Origin of the sequence: Lysobacter sp. CA196 (assembly GCF_052078695.1) — a bacterium.
GTDB lineage: Bacteria > Pseudomonadota > Gammaproteobacteria > Xanthomonadales > Xanthomonadaceae > Lysobacter.
Genome location: NZ_JBQJIN010000020.1, coordinates 1 through 21,227 on the forward strand (window position 1 = coordinate 1; position 21,227 = coordinate 21,227).

Sequence of the window (21,227 nt, forward strand, 5' to 3'; positions counted from 1 at the left end):
GCGGACCCAGGCCATGATGGCGCCGCGCTCTTCGGGACTCAGGTGGGTGTAGTGGTGGCCCATGTGCAGAACCCTTCGGTGGGTGATGCACTTAAGCTTAGAGACCGCCTAACCAAAGAAAAATGCTTCTTTTTGAATCACCAGCCCGCACGAGCGGTGCATCCGCAGGGATTTTTCATACGGGACATCCCTGTCCCGATGAAAAACGGCCCGCATCCCTGCGGGCCGCCCTTCGGGTCTTCTTTAGCCTTCGCGAGTGCGAAGCTGCGCAAAGCAACAGCAACAGCAACAGCAACCGCAACCGCAACAGCAACCGCGGGATAGCTCGTCGGCGCTCTTGAGTAGGAGCGGCGCGAGCCGCGACCGCGAACCACGAACGCGACGAAACCTCCGTCCCTACGCGACCGCAATACTCACCCACGCTCCGCCATCAGCGCGCGCAGCCGCGGATCGCGAATCTCCAACACCTCGAACAGGCCCAGGGCGCGCAAGGCCGGCAGCGCCTCGGCGATATGCCGTTCGGCCTGCGCACGCGCATCGGCTTCGGCGCCGGCATCCGACCAGACCCGCGCATTGGCGAGAAACGCGCCGACCGACCCCTTGCGGACGAGGACGCCGTCGATGCGGGTGTGGTCGAGATGGTCGGGCAACAGTTCTTCGGCTCGCATGGCGCGGCTCCGTTCGGGGTGAGGCGCCCATGCTGGGTTCGGCGGCGAGGCTCTGCTACGTTGCTCCGGCCATTCGATAGCGTGTTCCGGCCAATGTCCGACCCTTTGCTCGCCGCGTTCCGCGCCGATTCCGCCGACGGACCGGTGGCGATCGCCGTGACGATGACGAGCGCCGGCGTGCGCGACACCGCCGCGCACCGGCATGCGCGCGGGCAGCTGTTCGGTGCGCATCGCGGCCTGCTGACCGTCGGCACCGCGCAGGGGCGCTGGCTGGTGCCGGCCACCGACGCGGTGTGGGTGCCGCCGCAGGCCGAGCATTCCTTGCGATCGCACGGTGCCGCTTTCTCCGGCTGGAGCGTCTACGTCGCCGAGCCCGCTTGCGCGGCGCTGCCGGCCCAGGCCTGCGCCCTGCGGGTGTCCGGTCTGTTGCGCGAGGCGGTCGCGCGCGTCGCGCAATGGCCGGGCGATGCGCCCCTGGGCCTGGCACAGGCCCGGCTCGTCCAGGTATTGCTCGACGAGATCGCACTGGGCGGGCCGGCTCCGGGCGGAGCTGCACTGGACAGGCCCGCACTGGACGGGCCCGCCGACCCGGCACAGCGGCCGATCGGCCTGCCGATGCCGACCGATCCACACGTACTGCGTGTCGCCCAGGCTCTGATCGAGGACCCGGCCGACCCGCGCGGCCTGGCCGAGTGGGCCGCGTTCGCGCATCTGTCCGAGCGCAGTCTTAGCCGGCGTTTCGCCGCGCAGACCGGTCATAGCCTGCTGCAGTGGCGGCAGCGGGCGCGCTTGATGCGGGCCCTGGAGCGCCTGGCCGCCGGCGATGCGGTCACCGCCATCGCCCTGGACCTCGGCTACGACAGCGTCAGCGCCTTCATCGCCATGTTCCGACGCAGCCTCGGCGCCACCCCGACCGCCTACCTGAAGCGGCTGGGGACCTGACCGGCCGGGCCGGGAGCGGCGCCGCGAGCGGGGCCCCGTCCCCGGGCTGTCATCGACCGGCGCCAGGATTTCATCGCCCACCCCTTGAAAGGCTCCCGGGACCGCCTCATTTAGCGTGCAGTCCCGGTTCGTCCGGGCGCTTTTGTCCCCGGCGTTGGCACTCTCCGGGGGCGACTGCTAAAATTCCCGTCCTTTCTCCACCCATTCAAGCACTTACAGAGGGTTGCCATGAATCTCAAGCCGCTTTACGACCGCGTTGTGGTCAAGCCGATCGAAGCCGACGAAATCTCGGCCGGCGGAATCATCATTCCCGACGCCGCCAAGGAAAAGTCGACCAAGGGTGAAGTCGTCGCCATCGGCGAAGGCAAGGCCCTGGACAACGGCAGCGTCCGCGCGCCGAAGCTCAAGGTCGGCGACAAGGTCATCTACGGCCAGTACTCGGGCAGCTCCTACAAGCAGGACGGCGTCGAATACAAGATCCTCAAGGAAGACGACGTCCTCGCGATCGTCGGCTAAGAGCCGCGGCTCGGGATTGGGGGTGCGCGATTCGCAAGCGCTTGCGCTGCGATCTCCGGCCCCGCCCCGACCTCCCGCTTTCGCTCTTGCTAATCCCGAATCCCTAATCCCAAATCCCGGAGTTACCCATGTCCGCCAAAGAAATTCGTTTCGGTGAGGACGCGCGCGCCAAGATGGTGCGCGGCGTCAATATTCTCGCCAATGCCGTGAAGGCCACCCTCGGTCCGAAGGGCCGCAACGTCGTGCTCGAGAAGAGCTTCGGCGCGCCGACGATCACCAAGGACGGCGTGTCCGTCGCCAAGGAGATCGAACTGGCCGACAAGTTCGAGAACATGGGCGCGCAGATGGTCAAGGAAGTCGCTTCCAAGACCTCCGACAACGCCGGCGACGGCACCACCACCGCGACCGTGCTGGCCCAGGCGCTGATCCGCGAAGGCATGAAGGCCGTTGCGGCCGGCATGAACCCGATGGACCTCAAGCGCGGCATCGACAAGGCCGTGATCGAGGCCGTGGCCGAGCTCAAGAAGCTCTCCAAGCCGTCCTCGACCAGCAAGGAAATCGCCCAGGTCGGCGCGATCTCCGCCAACTCCGACGCCGACATCGGCGACCTGATCGCCCAGGCGATGGACAAGGTCGGCAAGGAAGGCGTGATCACCGTCGAAGACGGTTCGGGCCTGGAAAACGAACTCGACGTCGTCGAGGGCATGCAGTTCGACCGCGGCTACCTGTCGCCGTACTTCATCAACAACCAGCAGTCGATGTCGGCCGAGCTCGACGACCCGTTCGTGCTGCTGTACGACAAGAAGATCTCCAACGTCCGCGACCTGCTGCCGGTGCTGGAAGGCGTCGCCAAGGCCGGTAAGCCGCTGCTGATCGTCGCCGAGGAAGTCGAAGGCGAAGCGCTGGCGACCCTGGTCGTCAACACCATCCGCGGCATCGTCAAGGTCTGCGCCGTCAAGGCCCCGGGCTTCGGCGACCGTCGCAAGGCGATGCTGGAAGACATGGCCGTGCTGACCGGCGGCACAGTGATCTCCGAGGAAGTCGGCCTGCAGCTCGAGAAGGCCACGATCAAGGATCTGGGCCGCGCGAAGAAGGTGCAGGTCTCCAAGGAGAACACCACCATCATCGACGGCGCCGGCGACGGCGATTCGATCCAGGCCCGCATCAAGCAGATCAAGGCGCAGATCGAAGAGACCTCTTCGGACTACGACCGCGAGAAGCTGCAGGAGCGCGTGGCCAAGCTGGCCGGCGGCGTGGCGGTGATCAAGGTCGGCGCATCGACCGAGATCGAGATGAAGGAAAAGAAGGCTCGCGTCGAAGACGCGCTGCACGCCACCCGCGCTGCCGTGGAAGAAGGCATCGTCCCGGGCGGCGGCGTCGCGCTGCTGCGCGCCAAGGCCGCGATCTCGGGCCTCAAGGGCATCAACGAAGACCAGAACCACGGCATCCAGATCGCCCTGCGCGCGATGGAAGCCCCGCTGCGCGAAATCGTCACCAACGCCGGCGAAGAGCCGTCGGTCATCCTGAACAAGGTCCAGGAAGGCAAAGGCGCGTTCGGTTACAACGCCGCCAACGGCGAATACGGCGACATGCTCGAGTTCGGCATCCTGGACCCGACCAAGGTCACCCGCACCGCGCTGCAGAACGCCGCGTCGATCGCCGGTCTGATGATCACGACCGAAGCGATGGTCGCCGAGCTGCCGAAGAAGGACGAGCCGGCGATGCCGGGCGGCGGTGGCATGGGCGGCATGGGCGGCATGGATTTCTGATCTGACCGTTCGCCATGAAGCAACATGAGGAACCCCGCCGAAAGGCGGGGTTCTTTTTTTGCGACATGTCTTGCGGCGCCGATCGCGCCGCGTATCACGATCGCGGTATGGATTTCTGATCCAGCCGTTCGCCGTCGCAGGCATCGAAAAACCACGTCGAAAGGCGGGGTTTCTGTCGATTCGGACCGCGGCGCGCGCGACCGCGGACTAGAGAATCGTGCCGAGGAAATCGCGATTGAGCGGCATCACGTAAGCGGCCATGTCCAGCACGGTATAGCGCGCGCTGGCGCCGGAACCGGCGAACTGATCGATCACGCTGACGCAGCGGTCGCGTTGCCGGGCAGGCAGGAAGCGCAGGATCGGCACCAGCCGGCGATGGCCGATGGTTTTCCATAGCTCCACCGCGTCCAATCCGGCCATCCATTGCAGGGCCAACTCGTCCGACAGGCCCAGCGCCGGATGCCCGCCGACGGTGCGGATGCTCTGCTCGCGCAACTGGCGGATGTGGCGATGATTGGAGCGCTGCTGGTCGGCGCTGGCGAAGCCGATGTCGCCGCTGGCCGGGCCGAAGCGGGTCGGCGCGTCCTTCGCGGCGGCGCCGAAACCGAAGCCCGACAGCAACTGCTCCTGCTCCTGCAGGTCTTCGCTGATCGCGCTGAGCGTGCGCATGCGGGTGCCGCCGAGCAAGGCCTCGCACGGGAAGAAATAGCCGAACGCGGCGAACACGCGTTCGTGCAGCGCTTCGTATTGTCCGGCCCGGCCGGGCGTCGCCAGCGCGCGTTCGACCGCTTCGACCAACTCGGGCGCGACGTCCAGATCGGTGTCCGGGTCCAGCATCAGCACGACTCTGGGCGCGATCATCTCGTCGGTCAGATGGATCGTGGTGACTTCGTTGCGTCGCAAACGCTCGAGATCGCGGCGAAAATCCGCGGCCAGGCCGAAGCCGTTGACGCCGCCGCCGGCGTTGGCGTTGTGGATGCTGCGCGTGTGCAGTTCGTGCAGCACCCGGCTGGCGGTGGCGCTGATGGTCCAGCGCGAGGTGAAGGACACTCCGCCCGAACGCGGCGGCCGCTGCGGATGCCGGTAGACCACCGGCGAACGCGGCGAGCGTGCGCCGAACAAGGCGTCGCCCGGATCGGGGCCGAAGCGCAGGCCGCGGTCGAGCCGGCGGGCGGCGAACAGCGCCTGCACCGTCGCCAGCGGCAGCGCGGTGAACTCGTCGGGCGTGCGCACGCTGAACCCGGCCAGCCGGCCCTGCAGGTTCGCGAGCAAGTCCGGCGCTTCGTCTTCGTTGCGCAGTCCCCAGTTCGCTTCGGCGGGCTGCGCCGTGGGCGCGGTGGGGCGCAGCGCCGGACGCGGCGGCGCGGGCGCCGGTGCCGGTTCGGGCTCCGGCTCGGGTTCTGGCTCAGGTTCCGGTTCCGGTTCCGGCGCGCGCGGCGCCGGACGCACGTTGAGCACGCCGTCCTCGCCGATCACTTCCTTGAGTTTGGTCTCGGCCTCGATCGACGGATCCAGGCGGGCATTGCCGAAACCGAAGCGGTCCCCCGGCGCCATCGCGTCCAGGCCCACGAGTTGTTCGCGAACCTGCCACAACGACGTGTCCGGCATGAGGCGCAGGACGAGGTCGCGATCGGGTTCGCCGGCGAATGCGATGGTGACGAGCATGCGGAGCCCTCGCTTGGGCGCTGTGGCGGGCGCGGCGCGCGGCCGCTCAATCCGGGTCGACGACGAAAAAATGCACCCGCAGCCGGCCGAAGAAATCCCGATCCGGATCGTCTTCGGCCTGCACCTGGATGCGTTCGAAGGTTTGCTCGGCGCTGCCGTCGGCCCAGATGACCCCGGCGTTGACCTGCAGCGCGCCGCCGCCGCCCGCCTCCAGCGCGGTGCCGCGCCGGGTGCCCAGCGGCCCGGCGCGCGGCGTCGGCGGGAAGCGCCGATTGCTCCGGGTATAGACCTGCGCGGTGATCGGGTCGAGAAACTGGTGCACGTCCCAGGTGATGATGTCGCAGGTCCACAGCTGTTGCAGCGCGTCCAGGCGGTGCGAATGGCCGAGCCGCGCGCGCATCAGATCGACGGTGATCAGATTCGCTTCGTGCTGGAACCGGCGCACGGTGACGCTACGATAGCCCCACGCGTCGTCGCGCTGGACCGCGTAGAGGCGATCCACCACCGGCTCGGCACCGGTGGCGATGCGGAAACCGAAGCCCAGCGGCCCACGCGATCGCGCGCGGATCTGGATCGACAGCGCCGCGCCGCGGCTCACCGCGACCAGATTCGGAAACACGCGATCGGGCGCGAGCTGCGGCAGGCGTGCGTCGGTGAACATATGCGCCTGCGCGCCACGATTGCGATGGCGGGCATCGGCATCCTCGTCGTTGAGGCCGAAGCGGACCAGCAGATCTTCGCTGTCGCGCAGCCAATCGGTGGATTGACCTTCCAGCGCGTGGGACGCGGCCATGTCGGATGCCTCAGATACGGTTGATCGAGAAGCTCAAGGTGGTGCCGCGCACGCTGAAGGTGGCGGTGTGGCCATTGGGCGCATAGGCCACCGATGGGCCGTCGCGGCGCGTCCCTCCGATCGCGCGCGCGCGGATGCGCACGCGCTCGCCCACGCGCAGCGCGTCGCCGTGGAAGCGCATCGCGGACAAATCGACGCTGCGGGTCTGCCCGGCCGCGAATGCGCCGCCGGCCGGGGCCTGGCTGATCGCCCGGTCGCCGTCCAGGCGCTGGACGATGAAACGCAGCACGAACGCGGCGTTGTTGGCGCAGGCGATGTGCTGGACGTGAAGTTCGGGCTGGCCCGACTCTGCGGGATTTCCGGATGGATGCATGACGGGCGCCTCGTGCGCGCAAGACAGAAAGCGGAGGAGTCGATACGGGAAACGCCCTGGCGGGCTGGGCGTGAAGGCGCGCCGGTGTTTACGCCGGGGCGGGCGCGCTCGACAATGCCAACGGTTTTTGCCCGGTGGAGAGGACATGCGTGGTTTGGTCGGATTGTTGGCGGGACTGGCGCTGCTCGGCGGCAGCGGCTGCGCCGTGGTCAAGGTCAAGGAACGCGCGTTCGGCGATGTAGCGGTCGAACGCAACGTCGACGCCCTCAGCGGCGGACGCCTGAGCACCGCGGCGGCGACCGCGCTGGGCTCGGCCGGCCTCGACCCCGAGCAATGCGCGCGCGAGCCCGAGCCCTGCATCGCGCAACTGCGGCCGCTGGCGCCGGTCGAAGACTGGCTGGCGACCGCGGCGGAGTTGCAACTGCTGCGCATGAACGCCGCGCCCGCGACGGTGGCGAAGGCCGCCGAGAGTGCCGGGATGGCGAAGCGCGCCCAGCGGTCGAAGAATGCAGAGCCGTCGCAGAGTGCAGAGCCGTCGCAGAGTCCGGCCGTGGCGCCCGATGTCGACAGCGACCTGCGCACGCGCGCGGCGATCGAGACCGCGCGTTATGCCTATGCCTATCTGTTCCTGAGCCCGCGCACGCCCGAGCAGCGCGTGTTCGAGGCGCGCCAGGAGCGCGTGCTGCGTTTCTACAACCGCGCCATCGACGTCGTCGCCCAGGCCGCATTCGAGGCCAGCCGGGGCCAGATCGGCAGCACGCCGCTGCAGGTCGGCGGGCTCGAACTGAGCATCGCCCTGCACGGTTACGAAGCCACCGAACTGACCCAGCAGCCGGAAGCCTTGCTCGCCTCGGACACTCTGGGCTTCGACAATCTGCGCGCGGTGTATCGCCGCGACGGTTTCGGCACCGCCCTGGTCGCGGTGTTCCCGCGTCGTTCGCGCAGCGACCCCGATGCCGCCGACACGCCGTACCGCGACACCCGCTATCTGCCGGTCACCGCGACCCTGCGCTTCGACGGCGACGGCGGGCTCGACGCGGTGCTCGCCAGCCGCACCGCGCGCATGGATGTCTACAACCCCTACCGCATCGACAGCGAGACCATCGCCGGGCGCAAGGTGCCGCTGGCGGCGAATTACTCGGCCGCCTACGGCATCTGGCTGGCGCGTTCGGAACTGGCGCGACTGAGCCTGTCGAGCCTGTTGCGGCCGAAGCAGGCGCGTGCGTTCAAGCCGCGCATCTACCTCAACCAGCCCTACGACCCGGACAAGCGCGTGATCGTGCTGGTGCACGGCCTGGCCAGCAGCCCGGAGGCCTGGGTCAACCTCGCCAACGAACTGCTCGGCGACGAAACCCTGCGCAAGCATTACCAGCTGTGGCAGGTGTTCTATCCGACCAACCTCAGCATTCTCTCGAACCGCGCCGCGATCGATTCGGCCCTGACCCAGACCTTCGCCCACTACGATCCCGAGGGCGACGACGTCGCCGGCCGCGATGCGGTGCTGGTGGGGCACAGCATGGGCGGGGTGATCTCGCGCCTGCTGGTCAGCGACAGCGGCGACCGCGCCCTCGACACGACCCTGCAAGCCTTCGACCCGGCCGCGGCGCAGCGCCTGCGCAACGAGCCGATGGTGCGCGAGTTGACCGTGTTCAAGGCGATGCCGCAGTTCGAACGCGCGGTGTTCCTGGCCTCGCCGCATCGCGGCGCGGTGGTCACCGACGGTTGGCCCTTGCGGATGGTGCGCAAGCTGATCCGGCTGCCGTTCGATGTGCTGCGCGAAACCGCCGAGCTCGCCCAGCGCAATGAAGTCGGCCAGGACGAATTGCAGAAGATCGGCTTCCGCAAGGGCCGCCCGCCGACCGGCCCGGACGACCTCAGCCCGAATTCGTTGTTCATGCGCAGCACCGAAAATCTGCCGATCGAAGCCGGCTTGCCGTACCACACCATCGTCGGTCAGCGCGATCCCAAGCTGCCGTTGCTGCAGTCGAGCGACGGCGCGGTGCCGTATCGCAGCGCGCATCTCGATGGCGCCTTGTCGGAGAAGGTGATCCCTTCCGGCCACAGCGTGCAGGAGACCCCGCAGGCGATCCTCGAGCTGCGCCGCATCCTGCGCATCGACATGGCCGAGTATGCGAAGCGGGTGCAGCGTTGAGGGCTGGTTGGGGCGTCGTGGCGTAACGACACACGCGATCGTTCTCGGCTCGCGATATTCCCGGGTAGGAGCGGCGCAAGCCGCGACCAACCGAAGCGATCAATACCACCTCACACCCCGAAGCCCGGGACCCGCATGCGCGAAAATCACGCCTGCGTCGCTGCCGCAATGGCGCGATCGCGGCTTACGCCGCCCCTACAGAAGGCGGTTCGTGGTTCCGTGAGAGTTCGCGCTGCTTCTGGGTAGGAGCGGCGTAAGCCGCGACACGCGTCGTTGCCGGAGTTGCGTGGTCGCAGCTCGCGCAGCTCTTTCAACAGCGCGTGAGGCTCTTGGGTAGGAGCGGCGCAAGCCGCGACCAACCGAAGCGATCAATACCACCCGACAACCCGAAGCCCGGAACCCCTCACGCGAAACCTGGCCTGCGTCGTTATCGCAAATACGCGGTCGCGGCTTGCGCCGCTCCTACCAAGGTATGGAGACATCGCGGCACGAAGCGATCCGCCTCGCGCCGCGATCCCGTCATCGCCTTAATGGTGGGCGTTGCCAATGCCGCCACCCTTGCCGTCGGGCACCAGCATGCGCACGTTCTGCATCATGCCCTGGTCCTCGTGGTCGAGGATGTGGCAATGCAGGACGTACTCGCCGATGTAGCGCTCGTAGCGGGTACGCACGAACAATTTGTAGTTCGGCTTGACGAACAAGGTGTCCTTCCAGGTGCCCTGCATATTGGCGTATTGCGGGTCGCCGGGTTCGCCGGTGACGCTGACCTCGACGCCCTGCGGATTGAGGATGCTGACCACCTGGAACGGATTGACGTGGATGTGGAAGGGGTGGCCGCCGAGCTTCGAGGTGAGCGTCCATTCCTCGACGCCGCCGAGTACCAGATCGCGTGCGCTGAGCGGGTCGTAGGACTTGCCGTTGACCTTGTATTCCAGCGGAACCGCCTTGGTGTCGATGTCGAACACCAGTTCCTGCTTGCCGGTGATCTCGCCGGTGGCGATGTCCTTGTGCGGTACGAACGCATTCAAGCGCAGGCGGTCGCTGAGGTCGGCGACGACCTTGGCGCGGATGTCCGCCGGCATCAGGTACTTCGCCGAGGTGATCAGGTTCTGGGTCAGGTAGGCGCGGATGTCGGTGACCGGGGGGCCGCTGCCGGCGGCCACGCTGGCCAGGCCGAGCAATTGCCGGTCTTCAGCGGCATTGGTGATGCTGCCGCCGGGCGGTGCGGCACCGTCGATCACGCAGTACCGGCCGCCCTGCGGGAACACCACCAGGGCATCGCTGCGGTAGCCGGGCTGCAGGATGTTTTCGCCTTTCTCGATCGCCTGGGCATGGCTCAGGCCGTCGGCGGCGACTTCGAACTGCGGCAGCAACGGGCCGGTGCAGTTCTGGGTCACCCAGCCGTCGAGCGCCGTTCCGGACAGGCCCTCGATGCTGGCGGCGCCCGCGCGTACCGCGCGCAGTTGCAGGTTGATGGTGTTGCGCACGCCGGCGTGCAGCAGGCGCCAGCGTTCGGCGCGGCCTGCGGTCAGGCCGAAGAAGGTCGGCAGCACTTCGCCGTTGATGCTGGTGTAGCGGCCGGAGACGTTCCACAGGTTCTTGCCGTCGGCGGTGAAACCGAACTGGTCGTAGGCCTCGAGGCTGCCGACGTCGCCGGGATCGCAGACCCAGGCGCCGGTGGCGTCGTCGGTCTTGATCTTGCCGAGCGGATCGGTGGGCGTCGGCGCGCCGCGGCAGGCATAGGCGACCTGCTGGAACAGCAGCACGCGGTCGGGGTAGGACGTGCCGCCCGGGTCGCGCAGCAAAGTGTCCAGGTCGCCGTTGCGGTCGGCCGAAGGCAGACGGTTGCCGCGTACCAGCAGCGCGCCGGCCATGCCGCTGGAGACTTGCAGCGCAGTCGAGCCGTGCAGGTGCGGGTGATACCAGAAGGTGCCGGCCGGATGATCGGCGGGCAGGTTGTATTCGTACTCGAACTTCACCCCGGGACGCAGGGTCAGCAGCACGTTGTCGCTGTTGCCGGTCGGGCTGACCCACAGGCCGTGCGAGTGCAGGTTGGTCGAATTGAAACAGTGCGGCACGTTGATGCCCGAGGAGCCGCATTGCTCCGGCGGCAGGGCGTTGTCGAGGCGCACGCGCACGGTTTCGCCGGGCGAAGTGACGATGGTCGGCGCCACGAACGGCACCTTGGGATTGGTGCCGGGGCTCTGATACGAACGCAGTTTGACCTTGTCGAAGCGGTTGTGCTGAGGGTTCCAGATATCCGACACGGTGTAGGTAATGCGCAGGTCGAGGATCGCTTCGTGGGTGTCCAGCGGCTGCGGGCCGCTCTTGGTCAGAAGCAGGGAAGGCGTCTTGGCGTCGCCCGAGCGCAGCATGCGCGCCATCACTGGTTGGTCGAGCTCGCGCGGCGCGTTGTCTTGCGCGGCGAGGGTCAGGGGTGCAGCGGCGAGCAGGCAGGCGAGGGCGAGCGGTTGCGCTCGCAGCGGCCAGCGCTGCGCATTCACAGCCGAGGTCTGGGAATTGCGATCCATGCTTGGGTTCCTGGTGGCACTTCGGTGAAGTGCCGGATCGGCACTGGAAGGTGTCTCGGTGGGCCGCCGGCGCCTTGCGCGCCGGCGGTCTGAATCGCCGCGGTGTCGTTGCTGCCGTTTACAGTGCGGGGGTCGCTCGCGATGCGGTCGGTTGCTGTCCTTGCGCGGCCTGCTGGGCCGGCGCCTGGGCCCGGTTCAGGGCTTCGAGCTGGCGGAAGGATTCTTCCGCCGGCGCGGTACGGTCGGTCGCCACGCTGACGCGGGTATGGGTGGGGCTGGCGAGGTCGCCCTGGACCAGGAACGCGGTCTTGCCGACTTCCTTGGTGGCGGGGTCGACGCTCAGCACGACGTGATCCGGGGTGAGCTGGTTGCGCTTGCTCTCCAGGGTCAGGCCGGCGGCGATGCGGTCGGCGTCGCGTTCGGACACATGGCCGCCGTGTTTGTTGAACTCGCCGTTGACCTTGTCGAGGATGCCGCGGAACAGCGCGTGGTCGGGGTGCTCGGCATGGCGCGGGTCGCCTTTGCCGTGCGCATGCGGGTCGCCGCGCAACTCGTTGAGCAGGTCGAGCGGCGAGGCGTTGATGTTGACGTGGGTGTGGGTCGACTTGGTGTGGTCGAAATGCCCGGCCCTGGGCGGCGTGGCGCTGGTGTCGAAGTAGGGCTGACGGTTGGCGGAATTGGCGCCGAGGTCGATGCCGTTCTGCTCCATGATGTTTTCGTTGAGCTTGAGCTGGGTCAGGTTGACGTGCAGTTCGGGCTTGCCGCCGGCCGCGGTCTTGCCGTGGGCGTGTTCGAGCTGGCTGACGTAGCTGATGTAGCCGGCGCCGTAGTAGTTGGCGTAGTCCGAATTGCCGTTGTGGCCCAGGCGCGCCTGCGCCGGCGGCATGTCGAAGTAGTACTTGCCCATCGCCTTGACGTTGTCGGCGCTCATCGCCATCGACAGGTTCGCGTCGACGGTCAGGTCGGCCTTCAGCGCATAGGTGAAGTTGGGCGCGGTGCCGCCGCGGGTCATGAAATCGCCGGCGCGGCCGGGCGAGGCGTTGTAGACGTCGGCCAGGGTCGCGGTCGGCTTGGCCTCGCGCACGCTGCCGACCAATGCGTTCCAGCCGGCGATGTGCGCCTTGGCTTCGTTGTCGCGGTCGGCCTGGATGACCTTGCCGATGGTCGCGGTGTAGTCGTGCTTGTCGCCGACGGTCTTGGCCAGCGCGGTGGCTTCGGTGGCGAAGGTCTTCAGTGCGGTATCGCGGTCGTTGCGATAGAAGCCGTGCTGCACTTCATGGCCGAGCACGAAGGTCATGTTGCCGGCGTCGTAGCTGCCCGCCGGCGGCTTGGTCAGGCCGTTGATCGGCAACAGCATCGCTTGCTCTGTGCCGTTGTAGGCGCCGCCGGCATGCGCGTCGGTCAGCGGCTTGAACGATTTCAAATGCCCCTTGGCGATGGCGTCGTCGACCTGCGCCGCCAGGGTGGGCGAGTTGGCGATGGTGGTCTTGAGGTTCGCGGCGACCTCGGCGGTGACGCCGGGTTGCTTGGCGAATTCGTCGAGCAGCTTCTGCAGCTCGGTACTGGTCGGAGTCGGCATGACGGCTTCCCTGCCTTATTCGATGGTGATGGTCTTGACGCAGCGATGGCCGATCTTCTCCGGCGAATCGTTCGACTCGCCCTCGATGAAGACCTGCAGCGCCAGCGTCGGACGCTGGAAATTCCAGTGGTCGACGCGGCCGTGTTCGCCGTACGAGGCGCTGTCCTTGAAGCCCATGCCCTTGAGTTCCCTGGCATAGGCGTCGAAGTCGAGGCCGCAGACCGGGGTCATCGGCGCGCGCTCGTTGCCGGTGCGGGCGAAGTCGAAGATCAGCTTGTTCGTTTGTGAGCCGGCCGGGCGGGTGACGTAAAGGTTGTACGACCAGTCCGGGTGGATCTGGGCGCCGGCGCCGAACGAGCCGTCGCCGCTGTCGGCCTGCCGCATGGCCAGGCCGGTGTGTTTCTCCAGATGCTCGGCGGTCAGGTCGGCACTGGACGCCAGGCTGCCGATCAGCTTGAGCATGCGGCGGCTGACCTCGTCGCCGCTGAGTGGGGTGGTGCCGGTGGCGGTCATGGGGTCCTCCTGGGTTGCGTCGGTACTTGAACGGGGCGATGAGGCATGGCTGCAGGCCGACAAGGCGAGGCACGCGGCCCAGGCCGTCAGCAAGTTGCGGGGGGATGCTGGATTGCGGGGCATAGCGCCTCCTCCGTGGACGCGGGTGGCTTCCATATAGATACGGGGAGCACGCCAAATCAACGGCAGGAGCGTGGCCGACAGGACAAAGCGGTTGACGAGGGTGGTCGGCGGCTGGCTGTTCATGCCGCCGGGCGGCGATCGTTTGGCGCAAGCGAGTGCAGAGCTTCCCTATTCAGGTTTCTTCGGCAAACAGAGCGCCACGCGCGTACGGTCACAGCGGTGAATCCGATGTCATCGGTAACATCCGCGTCACGACAGGCTTTGCCGATGCGTATCGGGAATCGTTCTCAGTGTTTCAAATGAACTGGCGAGTTCTGTTTTGCAGTGCAGCGTGCAAAGGGGATAACGCTTCCTTCACGATCGCCCCGCATCCCGACGTGGGGGAGGGAGCAAGCCCGCAACCGGTTCTACCGGAAGCGGGCTTTTTTATGCCCGAAGGTTTTGCAGCGGGTTCGGCAGCGCCGCGACTCCTGGATCGGCCACTCGGGCCCGTGCGAACAGCGTCGGCGGGAGCATCGGTGACTGCAGCCGCACGGCGCGGCACAGGATGAGCATCGGCATCGGTGGCGCCATTCGATCTATGCACCGCCCACGCGAGCAACCAGAGCGGCATCGCTCGCCGCTCGTTTCGTTCCTCGTTCCTCGTTCCTCACTCCTCGCTCCTCGATTCCGACCACGCGCGACGGCATGCCATCATCGCCGCATGTCTGCGTCTTTCTCTTCGGCTCTTCCCCACGACGGCCCGGCACTCGAACATGCGCTCGCCGAGCGTGCGTTGACGCGCTTGCGCGCGGCTTCGCCGGAAGCGCGCGCCGCGCTCGACGATGCCGGCCTGGCCGCGCGCGTGTCGCGTGTCGCCTTGGTCAGCGACTTCGCCATCGATACCTTGGTGCGGCAACCGGCGCTGCTGCTCGCGCTCGGCGCCGACGACGGCGCCGCCGAACCGCCGCCGCCTTCGCTCGAGGCCGAGTTCCGCGCCGATTGGGGCGCGCGTCTGCGTCGTTACCGCGCGGCCGGTTCGACCCGGTTGATCTGGCGCGACTCGCTCGGCCTGGACCGGGTCGAGGACACCCTGGAGGGCAGCACGCGCCTGGCCGAGATCTGCCTGCAGATCGCATTGAGCGCGCTCGAAGACGAGTTCGAACGCCGCCACGGCGCGGTGCGCACGCGCGAGGGCGAACGCGTGCGCCTGGTCGTGTTCGGGCTCGGCAAGCTCGGCGGCGGCGAACTCAATTTCAGCTCCGACGTCGATCTGGTCTATGCCTACGAGCACGACGGCAGCACCGAGTTCGACGGCCGCGACGCCGCGCGCGCGCTCGACGCGGAGGCCTACTTCGCCAAACTCGGCCAGCAGTTGGCGCGCTTGCTCGACGAGATCACCGCCGACGGCTTCTGCCATCGCGTCGACCTGCGCCTGCGCCCTTACGGCAACGCCGGCCGGGTGGCCTGGTCGTTCGCGGCGATGGAGCAGTATTTCCAGCGCGAAGGCCGCGATTGGGAGCGTTACGCCTGGCAGAAGGCGCGCCCGGTGGCCGGCGACACCGAGGCCGGCGAGCGCTTCCTGGAGGCGTTGCGGCCGTTCGTGTATCGGCGCTACCTCGACTTTGGCGCGCTCGACGGTTTGCGCGCGATGAAGGCGGCGATCAGTGCCGAGGTCGCGCGCAAGGAACTCGCCGACGACATCAAACGCGGCCCTGGCGGCATCCGCGAGATCGAATTCCTGGTCCAGGCCTTGCAGCTGATCCGCGGTGGCCGCGAGGCCGAACTGCGCGGGCGGCGTTTGTTGCCGGCGCTGCGCGAGTTGATCGCCCTGCGCCAGATCGCCGAAGAAACCGGCGAGTCGCTGGCCGAGGCCTATCGCTTTCTGCGCCGCCTGGAGAACCGCCTGCAGATGCTGCGCGACGCCCAGACCCACGCCTTGCCGGCGGCCGACGCCGACCGCCTGCGCATCGCGGTCGGCCTGGGCCATGCCGACTGGGACGATTTGCTGAGCGATCTGGAACGACGCCGCGAACGCGTCACCGGCGAGTTCGAGGCCTTACTCGCGCCGCGCCGCCGCCGCGCCGCGCCGGACGCCCTGACCGCGTACTGGCGCGCACTGCCCGAGTCGGGCGACGCCGAGACCCTGGCTGAGGCCGGTTTCGATGCGGCCTCGGAAGCCGATGGGGCGTTGCGCGATTTCGCCCGCAGCCCCGGCGTGCGCGGCCTGTCGGATGCGGCGCGTACGCGGCTGGACCGGGTGTTGCCGGCGCTGTTGCAGGGCGCGGCGACTTCGTCGCAACCGATGCTCGCGCTCAAGCGTTTGCTTGCGCTGTTGCACAACGTCCTGCGTCGCAGCGCCTACCTGGCCTTGCTCGACGAGCAGCCGGCAGCGTTGTCGCGGCTGGTCGAGGCGGTCTCGCGCAGCGCCTTGTTGGCCGAGCGCCTGGCTTCGCATCCCTTGTTGCTCGATGAATTGCTCGACGCGCGCGTGGTCGGCCCCTTGCCGGGGCGCGAGGAACTGCAGGAGGCCAGCGCCGAGGTCGACGGCGGCGACGATGCCGAGGCGACCTTGCAGGCGCTCAACGAGGTGCGGCAGTCGCTGAGCTTCCGCATCGCCATGGCCTTGCGCGACGGCCGCCAGTCGGCCGAGCAGAGCGCGCGCCAGCTCGCCTGGCTCGCCGACGGCGTGGTCATGCGCATTCTCGCCCTGGCCGAGCAAGAGGTGGCCAGCGCGCATGGCCGCGTGCCCGATGCGCGCTTCGCCGTGCTCGGCTACGGCAGCCTCGGCGGCGAGGAGCTCGGCTTCGGTTCCGATCTCGACCTGGTGTTTCTCTACGACGCGCCGGCGATCGAAGGCGGTGCGCAGTCCGACGGCGCGCGTCCGCTCGACGCCGGGCGCTGGTTCGCGCGGCTGGCGCAGAAGATCGTCGCCCTGCTCGGCGCGGTCACCGCGGCCGGGCGTTTGTTCGACGTCGACGTGCGGCTGCGCCCGGACGGCGCCAAGGGCCTGCTGGTGTCGTCCCTGGCGAGCTTCAGCGAGTACCAGTACGAACGCGCCTGGACCTGGGAGCACCAGGCCCTGGTGCGTGCGCGCTTCGTCGCTGGCGACGCCGGCCTGCACGAGCGCTTCGAGGCGGTGCGCGAGCGCACCCTGGCGCGCGAGCGCGACGGCGCCAAGTTGCGCGACGACGTCGCCAAGATGCGAGTGAAGATGCGCGCCGAACTCGACCGCAGCGACGCCGCCTATTTCGACCTCAAGCAGGGCGAGGGCGGCCTGGTCGATCTGGAGTTCCTGTTGCAGTACCTGGTGCTGCGCGATTCGGTGCGCGAGCGCGCGCTGTTGCCGCCGCGCGACTCGGCCGGCCTGATCGAGGCGGCGCGGCGTTGCGGCGCCATCGACGACACCCAGGCCGCTTCGCTGCGCGTCGCCCATACGACCTTGCTGGCGGCGGGGCTGGAATGCACGCTCGACCGCCGCCCGCGCCGGGTGGTCGAGACCGAGGCGATCGCCGCCTCGCGCACGGCGATTTCGGCGGCGCTGCAGGCGCAGGGCCTGCGTGAAGCGTCATGAGCGGCGCAGCATGAGCAGGGCGCGACCATGATCGACGACACCGCGCGCGGGATGATCTCGGTGTGGATGGGCACGACCACCCAATCGCAGCAGATGTTCGAGCGCTATCTCGACGGCATGGAAGCGAGCGGTTCGGGCTGCCCGGCGCACCGCGACCTCGGCTGCGATTTCCTCGACGAGGATTTCTTCATCGCCTATGCGACCGCCGGGCATCGGCTGGTGCCGGTGGAGACCTTGGTGTTGGAAGTCGGCACGCATACGCCGCAGGCCGAGCGCGCGATCCTCGCGCGTTGCCATGAGCTCGGCGTGGTCGAAGGCAATGCGTTGTACTTCTACGACCACGCCGTCTTCCACGAGGCGCAGCCCGGCCGGCGCTATAACGAGCTGCATTTCATCGGCAACTTCGCCAACCCGCGTCAGCGCGCCTGACCAACGTCCGATTCGGTCCGAATACTCAGTCCGGCAGGCCCAGTCGTTGCCGGACTTCCTGCGCGACCCGCGCGGTCTCGCGCAGCGGCGTCACCGGGTAGGCCGACAAGCGTTGATCGAAGGGACGCACGCGACCGAGGCTGAGCAGGCTGTCGACGAAACGGCCGGGCCGGCCGTCGACGCGTTCGATGCCGAAGGCGAACACCGGCACCCGCGTGGCCGCGGCTTCCGACAGCATGTTGACCGAGTCGGCGGTGCAGACGATGCGGTCGGCCCAGCCGAGCAGGCCGGGGTAGGGGTTGGCGCCCTCGCCGGGCTCGTACCAAGAGACCCGCGGCAGACGCGCCAGACGTTGGCGCAGGCGCGCGCGGATCTCGACCGGGGTGCGCCGCGAAGTGGTCGCCAACAGGCTGCCGGACTCGCGTTCGAGCAAGGTCTGCAATTGCGTCGCCAGCACGTCGAACGCGGCCTGGTCGAACTTCGCATGCGCACTTGGGCCGCCGAGCAACAGGGCCGTGCGCGGCCCGGGCAGGGCGCCGAACGCGGGAAAGGCGCTGCGCGCGCCTGCCAGCCACAGGTCGTCGACCGGGTTGAGGCTGCCGAGCAGGGTGACGACGTTGTTGCCGTGCAGGCCGTCGTGCTCGGGAGCGATGATCAGGTCCCAATGCTTCGGCGCGATGCGCGGGTCGAGGATCTGCACCGCCGCGCAGCCGTCGCCGCGCAGCAGGCGGGTGGCGAGCGCAGCCTGGCGGCCGCAGCCGATCACCAGCGGCGGGCGGCTGCCGCGAGCGCGGACGAACTCCGGGCCGAAGGCCTGGCCGGCGCCGGGCAGGCGCCGCGGCGAGGCCCAGCGCCAGGGCGCGCGCGGGCTCAGCGTCCAGTCGATCGCCGGCCGGCCCAGGGCTTGGGTCAGGGCGTTGGCTTGGCGCTGATTGCCGGCATGGCCGTCGGTCAGGATCCAGGTTGCAGCCGTGGAGTTAGTTTTGGCAGAAAGGTTGTTTCGTTGCACAGATGCGCTTAATCCGTTCCGGGATTGTCGGTTCTAAGGTCAGATTGAGACTCTACACTTCGTCTCCCGATCAATGCCCAGCGCGGCAGCCTCATGGAGAAGACGATGTCCAGGCCCCTGAACGACGAAGCCCTCGATCAACTGTTCCGCACCGCCCGCACGCACAACGAGCTCGGCGGCGAGGTCAGCGACGAGACGCTGCGCCAGCTGTACGACCTGGTCAAATGGGCGCCGACCAGCGCCAACGGCTCGCCGGCGCGCTTCGTGTTCGTGAAATCGGCGCAAGCCAAGGAAAAGCTGCGCCCGGCGCTGTCCGAGGGCAACCTGGCCAAGACCATGGCCTCCCCGGTCACGGTGATCGTCGCCCACGACCTGGAATTCCACGACAAGCTGCCCTACCTGTTCCCGCACGCCGATGCCCGCAGCTGGTTCGCCGGCAACGAGGAGCACATCCGCACCACCGCTTTCCGCAACGGCAGCCTGCAGGGCGCCTACCTGATCCTGGCGGCGCGCTCGCTCGGCCTGGACACCGGCGCGATGTCGGGCTTCGACAACGGCAAGGTCGACGAGGCCTTCTTCGCCGGCACGAAGATCAAATCCAACTTCCTGATCAACCTCGGCGTCGGTGCGCCGGCGGCGCTGTTCCCGCGCTCGCCGCGCCTGCCGTTCGACGAGGCCGCGCGCATCGATTGAGGCGCGCGCGCCGCCACGCTTCCGGCGTGGGCCGAACCCGGTCCACGCCTGCTCGCGCGATAGTGCCGTGATGTCTTTACCCCCGACCCATACGCTCCATCCCTTACGATTTTCCCCTTTCGAGGAGCTCACCATGAAGCGCATCCTGCTTGCCGCTGCCCTGGGCCTGGCCTTCGCCGGCACCGCCAGCGCCGCCGCCCTGACCTACAAGATCGACCCCAACCACACCGACGTGGTGGTCGGCTGGAGCCATTTCGGCTTCTCCAACCCGGTCGCGCATTTCGGCAAGGTCGACGGCACCATCACCTACGATCCGGCCAAGCCGGCGGCGTCCTCGGTGCAGGTGACCATCCCGCTGGACGGCCTGGATTCGCACGTGCCGGATTTCGACGAGCACCTCAAGAGCGCCGATTTCTTCGACGCCGAGAAATTCCCGACCATCACCTTCAAGAGCACCAAGGTCGAAGCGGCCGGCGACAAGAAGCTCAAGGTCAGCGGCGATTTGACCGTGCACGGCGTGACCAAGCCGGCCGTGCTCGACGTCACCATCAACAAGGTCGGCGAGCAGCCGATGGCCAAGCGCGCCGCGGCCGGCTTCGACGCCAGCACCACGCTCAAGCGCAGCGATTTCGGCCTCGGCAAGTACGCGCCGAACGTCAGCGACGAAGTCAGCATCCGCATCACCACCGAAGCGTTGGTACCCAAGCCCGAAGCCAAGAAGTAAGCGCGACCGCATGATCATCGAACGCCCATCCAGCGCCCGCGGCCAGGTCCAGGCGGGTTGGCTCGACAGCCGCCACACGTTTTCGTTCGGCAGCTATTACGACCCGGCCTGGATGGGCTTCGGTGCCTTGCGCGTGATCAACGAAGACCGCGTCGCCGCCGGCGCGGGCTTCGCGCCGCATCGCCACGCCAACATGGAAATCCTCAGCTACGTGCTGAGCGGTAGCCTGTCGCATAAAGGCAGCGCCGACGACGGCGGGGTCATCCGCGTCGGCGAACTGCAGTGGATGAGCGCCGGACACGGTGTCGAACACAGCGAATACAACGCCTCCGACAGCGAGCCGGTGCATTTCCTGCAAATATGGGTCCAGCCGGACCGGCTCAACGCCCAACCCGCTTACGCCCAGCTCGAAGCGGCCGAAGCGCGCGACGGCGAATTCGTCCTGCTGGCCTCGCGCGACGGTGTCGACGGCGGTTTGCCGGTGCGCCAGGACCTGCGCCTGTATGCGCTGGCGCTGACGCCCGGCTCCAGCGCGCGCCGTGTGCTCGATGCGGGGCGGCTGTATTGGCTGCAGGTCGCGCGGGGGCGAGTCGAAGTGGGCGAGCGCAGGCTCGAAGCCGGCGACGCGCTGGGCTTCCGCGAAGAATCCGCCGAGCTGGTGTTGACCGGGTTGGGCGATACGACGGCCGACCTGCTGTTTTTCGATTTGCCGCCGGTGGGTTAAGAGCAAGAGCAAATCCCCCCTGGCCCCCCTTTTCCAAGGGGGGAACCCATCTTGGAGTGCTTCCTGGGCTTGGCGTTCCTCACCTCGATCGGTCGTCGGGCGATCAAGCGGCAATTGCTGCAGCGCTTAGCCGAAGCTTTCCCCCCTTTGGAAAAGGGGGGCTGGGGGGGGGGCTCTTAGGCACCCAGCCGGCCGCCGCGCCCCGCACACGGCCCAACCCCGCAACGCTGCTAAACTGCCACCCCCGCGTCGCCATCCGTCGTCCCTCATGACCGCAGCCAACGCCCATCCCACCCAGGCCAACGCCGAGCAGCGCTATACCGTCACGCGCGCCGACCTGCCGTTGAGCTGCCCGCTGCCGTCGATGGCGCTGTGGAACTCGCACCCGCGCGTGTATCTGCCGATCGAGGCCGAGCGCGAATGCCAGTGCCCGTACTGCGGCGCGCTTTTCACCCTGGTCGACGACTGATC

The 21,227-nt window shown here is 68.0% G+C and carries 18 protein-coding genes and 1 pseudogene; 11 read left to right on the forward strand and 8 right to left on the reverse strand.

The window, feature by feature from the left end:
- A pseudogene (locus ACTOWK_RS16545) lies at window positions 1–324 on the forward strand (hypothetical protein); the annotation flags it as partial.
- Between the two features lie 89 nt (window positions 325–413).
- On the opposite strand, the gene ACTOWK_RS16550 reads toward ACTOWK_RS16545, so the two are convergent.
- The gene (locus ACTOWK_RS16550; RefSeq protein WP_441331212.1) at window positions 414–668 is read right to left on the reverse strand and encodes a hypothetical protein; all 255 of its coding nucleotides are present in this window, start codon (window positions 666–668) and stop codon (window positions 414–416) included.
- A gap of 93 nt (window positions 669–761) precedes the next feature.
- Here ACTOWK_RS16550 and ACTOWK_RS16555 point away from each other — a divergent pair, with 93 nt between their 5' ends.
- The 3 genes from ACTOWK_RS16555 to groL all read left to right on the forward strand — a co-directional run bounded on the left by ACTOWK_RS16555 (window position 762) and on the right by groL (window position 3,895).
- Entirely contained in the window at window positions 762–1,610 is an 849-nt protein-coding gene (locus tag ACTOWK_RS16555) for an AraC family transcriptional regulator (RefSeq protein ID WP_441331213.1), read from the forward strand.
- A gap of 228 nt (window positions 1,611–1,838) precedes the next feature.
- Entirely contained in the window at window positions 1,839–2,126 is a 288-nt protein-coding gene (locus tag ACTOWK_RS16560; protein WP_031370299.1) for a co-chaperone GroES, read from the forward strand.
- A 128-nt stretch (window positions 2,127–2,254) separates the two neighbouring features.
- Window positions 2,255–3,895, forward strand: coding sequence for a chaperonin GroEL (gene groL, locus ACTOWK_RS16565; RefSeq protein WP_441331214.1), 1,641 nt, complete (start codon window positions 2,255–2,257; stop codon window positions 3,893–3,895).
- 207 nt (window positions 3,896–4,102) lie between these two features.
- On the opposite strand, the gene ACTOWK_RS16570 is transcribed toward groL, so the two are convergent.
- Genes ACTOWK_RS16570 through ACTOWK_RS16580 form a run of 3 tightly spaced genes read right to left on the reverse strand, consistent with a single transcriptional unit; the run spans window position 4,103 to window position 6,726 of the window.
- A complete protein-coding gene (locus ACTOWK_RS16570; protein ID WP_441331215.1) occupies window positions 4,103–5,560 on the reverse strand; it encodes a hypothetical protein in 1,458 nt (485 codons plus the stop codon).
- 46 nt (window positions 5,561–5,606) lie between these two features.
- A complete protein-coding gene (locus ACTOWK_RS16575) occupies window positions 5,607–6,353 on the reverse strand; it encodes a hypothetical protein (protein WP_441331216.1) in 747 nt (248 codons plus the stop codon).
- Window positions 6,354–6,363: 10 nt separating this feature from the next.
- Entirely contained in the window at window positions 6,364–6,726 is a 363-nt protein-coding gene (locus tag ACTOWK_RS16580) for a hypothetical protein (protein WP_441331217.1), read from the reverse strand.
- Window positions 6,727–6,871: 145 nt separating this feature from the next.
- On the opposite strand from ACTOWK_RS16580, the gene ACTOWK_RS16585 reads away from it, so the two are divergent.
- Complete coding sequence (locus tag ACTOWK_RS16585; protein ID WP_441331218.1) at window positions 6,872–8,878, forward strand: esterase/lipase family protein; 2,007 nt, start codon at window positions 6,872–6,874, stop codon at window positions 8,876–8,878.
- 527 nt (window positions 8,879–9,405) lie between these two features.
- On the opposite strand, the gene ACTOWK_RS16590 is transcribed toward ACTOWK_RS16585, so the two are convergent.
- From ACTOWK_RS16590 to ACTOWK_RS16600, 3 genes are all read right to left on the reverse strand, one after another.
- A complete protein-coding gene (locus ACTOWK_RS16590) occupies window positions 9,406–11,409 on the reverse strand; it encodes a multicopper oxidase family protein (protein ID WP_441331219.1) in 2,004 nt (667 codons plus the stop codon).
- A 118-nt stretch (window positions 11,410–11,527) separates the two neighbouring features.
- A complete protein-coding gene (locus ACTOWK_RS16595; protein WP_441331220.1) occupies window positions 11,528–12,988 on the reverse strand; it encodes an XVIPCD domain-containing protein in 1,461 nt (486 codons plus the stop codon).
- Window positions 12,989–13,003: 15 nt separating this feature from the next.
- On the reverse strand, window positions 13,004–13,501 hold the full coding sequence (locus ACTOWK_RS16600; RefSeq protein ID WP_441331221.1) for a hypothetical protein: 498 nt from the start codon (window positions 13,499–13,501) through the stop codon (window positions 13,004–13,006).
- Between the two features lie 826 nt (window positions 13,502–14,327).
- On the opposite strand from ACTOWK_RS16600, the gene glnE reads away from it, so the two are divergent.
- Complete coding sequence (gene glnE, locus ACTOWK_RS16605; RefSeq protein WP_441331222.1) at window positions 14,328–17,177, forward strand: bifunctional [glutamate--ammonia ligase]-adenylyl-L-tyrosine phosphorylase/[glutamate--ammonia-ligase] adenylyltransferase; 2,850 nt, start codon at window positions 14,328–14,330, stop codon at window positions 17,175–17,177.
- Window positions 17,178–17,204: 27 nt separating this feature from the next.
- Window positions 17,205–17,606 (forward strand): hypothetical protein, encoded by a 402-nt coding sequence (locus ACTOWK_RS16610; RefSeq protein ID WP_441331223.1) that lies wholly within the window; start codon window positions 17,205–17,207, stop codon window positions 17,604–17,606.
- 25 nt (window positions 17,607–17,631) lie between these two features.
- Here ACTOWK_RS16610 and ACTOWK_RS16615 read toward each other — a convergent pair whose 3' ends face one another.
- Entirely contained in the window at window positions 17,632–18,615 is a 984-nt protein-coding gene (locus ACTOWK_RS16615; RefSeq protein WP_441331224.1) for a mitochondrial fission ELM1 family protein, read from the reverse strand.
- Window positions 18,616–18,720: 105 nt separating this feature from the next.
- On the opposite strand from ACTOWK_RS16615, the gene ACTOWK_RS16620 reads away from it, so the two are divergent.
- The 4 genes from ACTOWK_RS16620 to ACTOWK_RS16635 all read left to right on the forward strand — a co-directional run bounded on the left by ACTOWK_RS16620 (window position 18,721) and on the right by ACTOWK_RS16635 (window position 21,225).
- A complete protein-coding gene (locus ACTOWK_RS16620) occupies window positions 18,721–19,308 on the forward strand; it encodes a malonic semialdehyde reductase (RefSeq protein ID WP_441331225.1) in 588 nt (195 codons plus the stop codon).
- A 133-nt stretch (window positions 19,309–19,441) separates the two neighbouring features.
- Window positions 19,442–20,032 (forward strand): YceI family protein, encoded by a 591-nt coding sequence (locus tag ACTOWK_RS16625; RefSeq protein WP_441331226.1) that lies wholly within the window; start codon window positions 19,442–19,444, stop codon window positions 20,030–20,032.
- Between the two features lie 10 nt (window positions 20,033–20,042).
- A complete protein-coding gene (locus ACTOWK_RS16630; RefSeq protein ID WP_441331227.1) occupies window positions 20,043–20,756 on the forward strand; it encodes a pirin family protein in 714 nt (237 codons plus the stop codon).
- 268 nt (window positions 20,757–21,024) lie between these two features.
- Entirely contained in the window at window positions 21,025–21,225 is a 201-nt protein-coding gene (locus tag ACTOWK_RS16635) for a zinc-finger domain-containing protein (RefSeq protein WP_056180259.1), read from the forward strand.
- Window positions 21,226–21,227 lie beyond the last annotated feature (2 nt).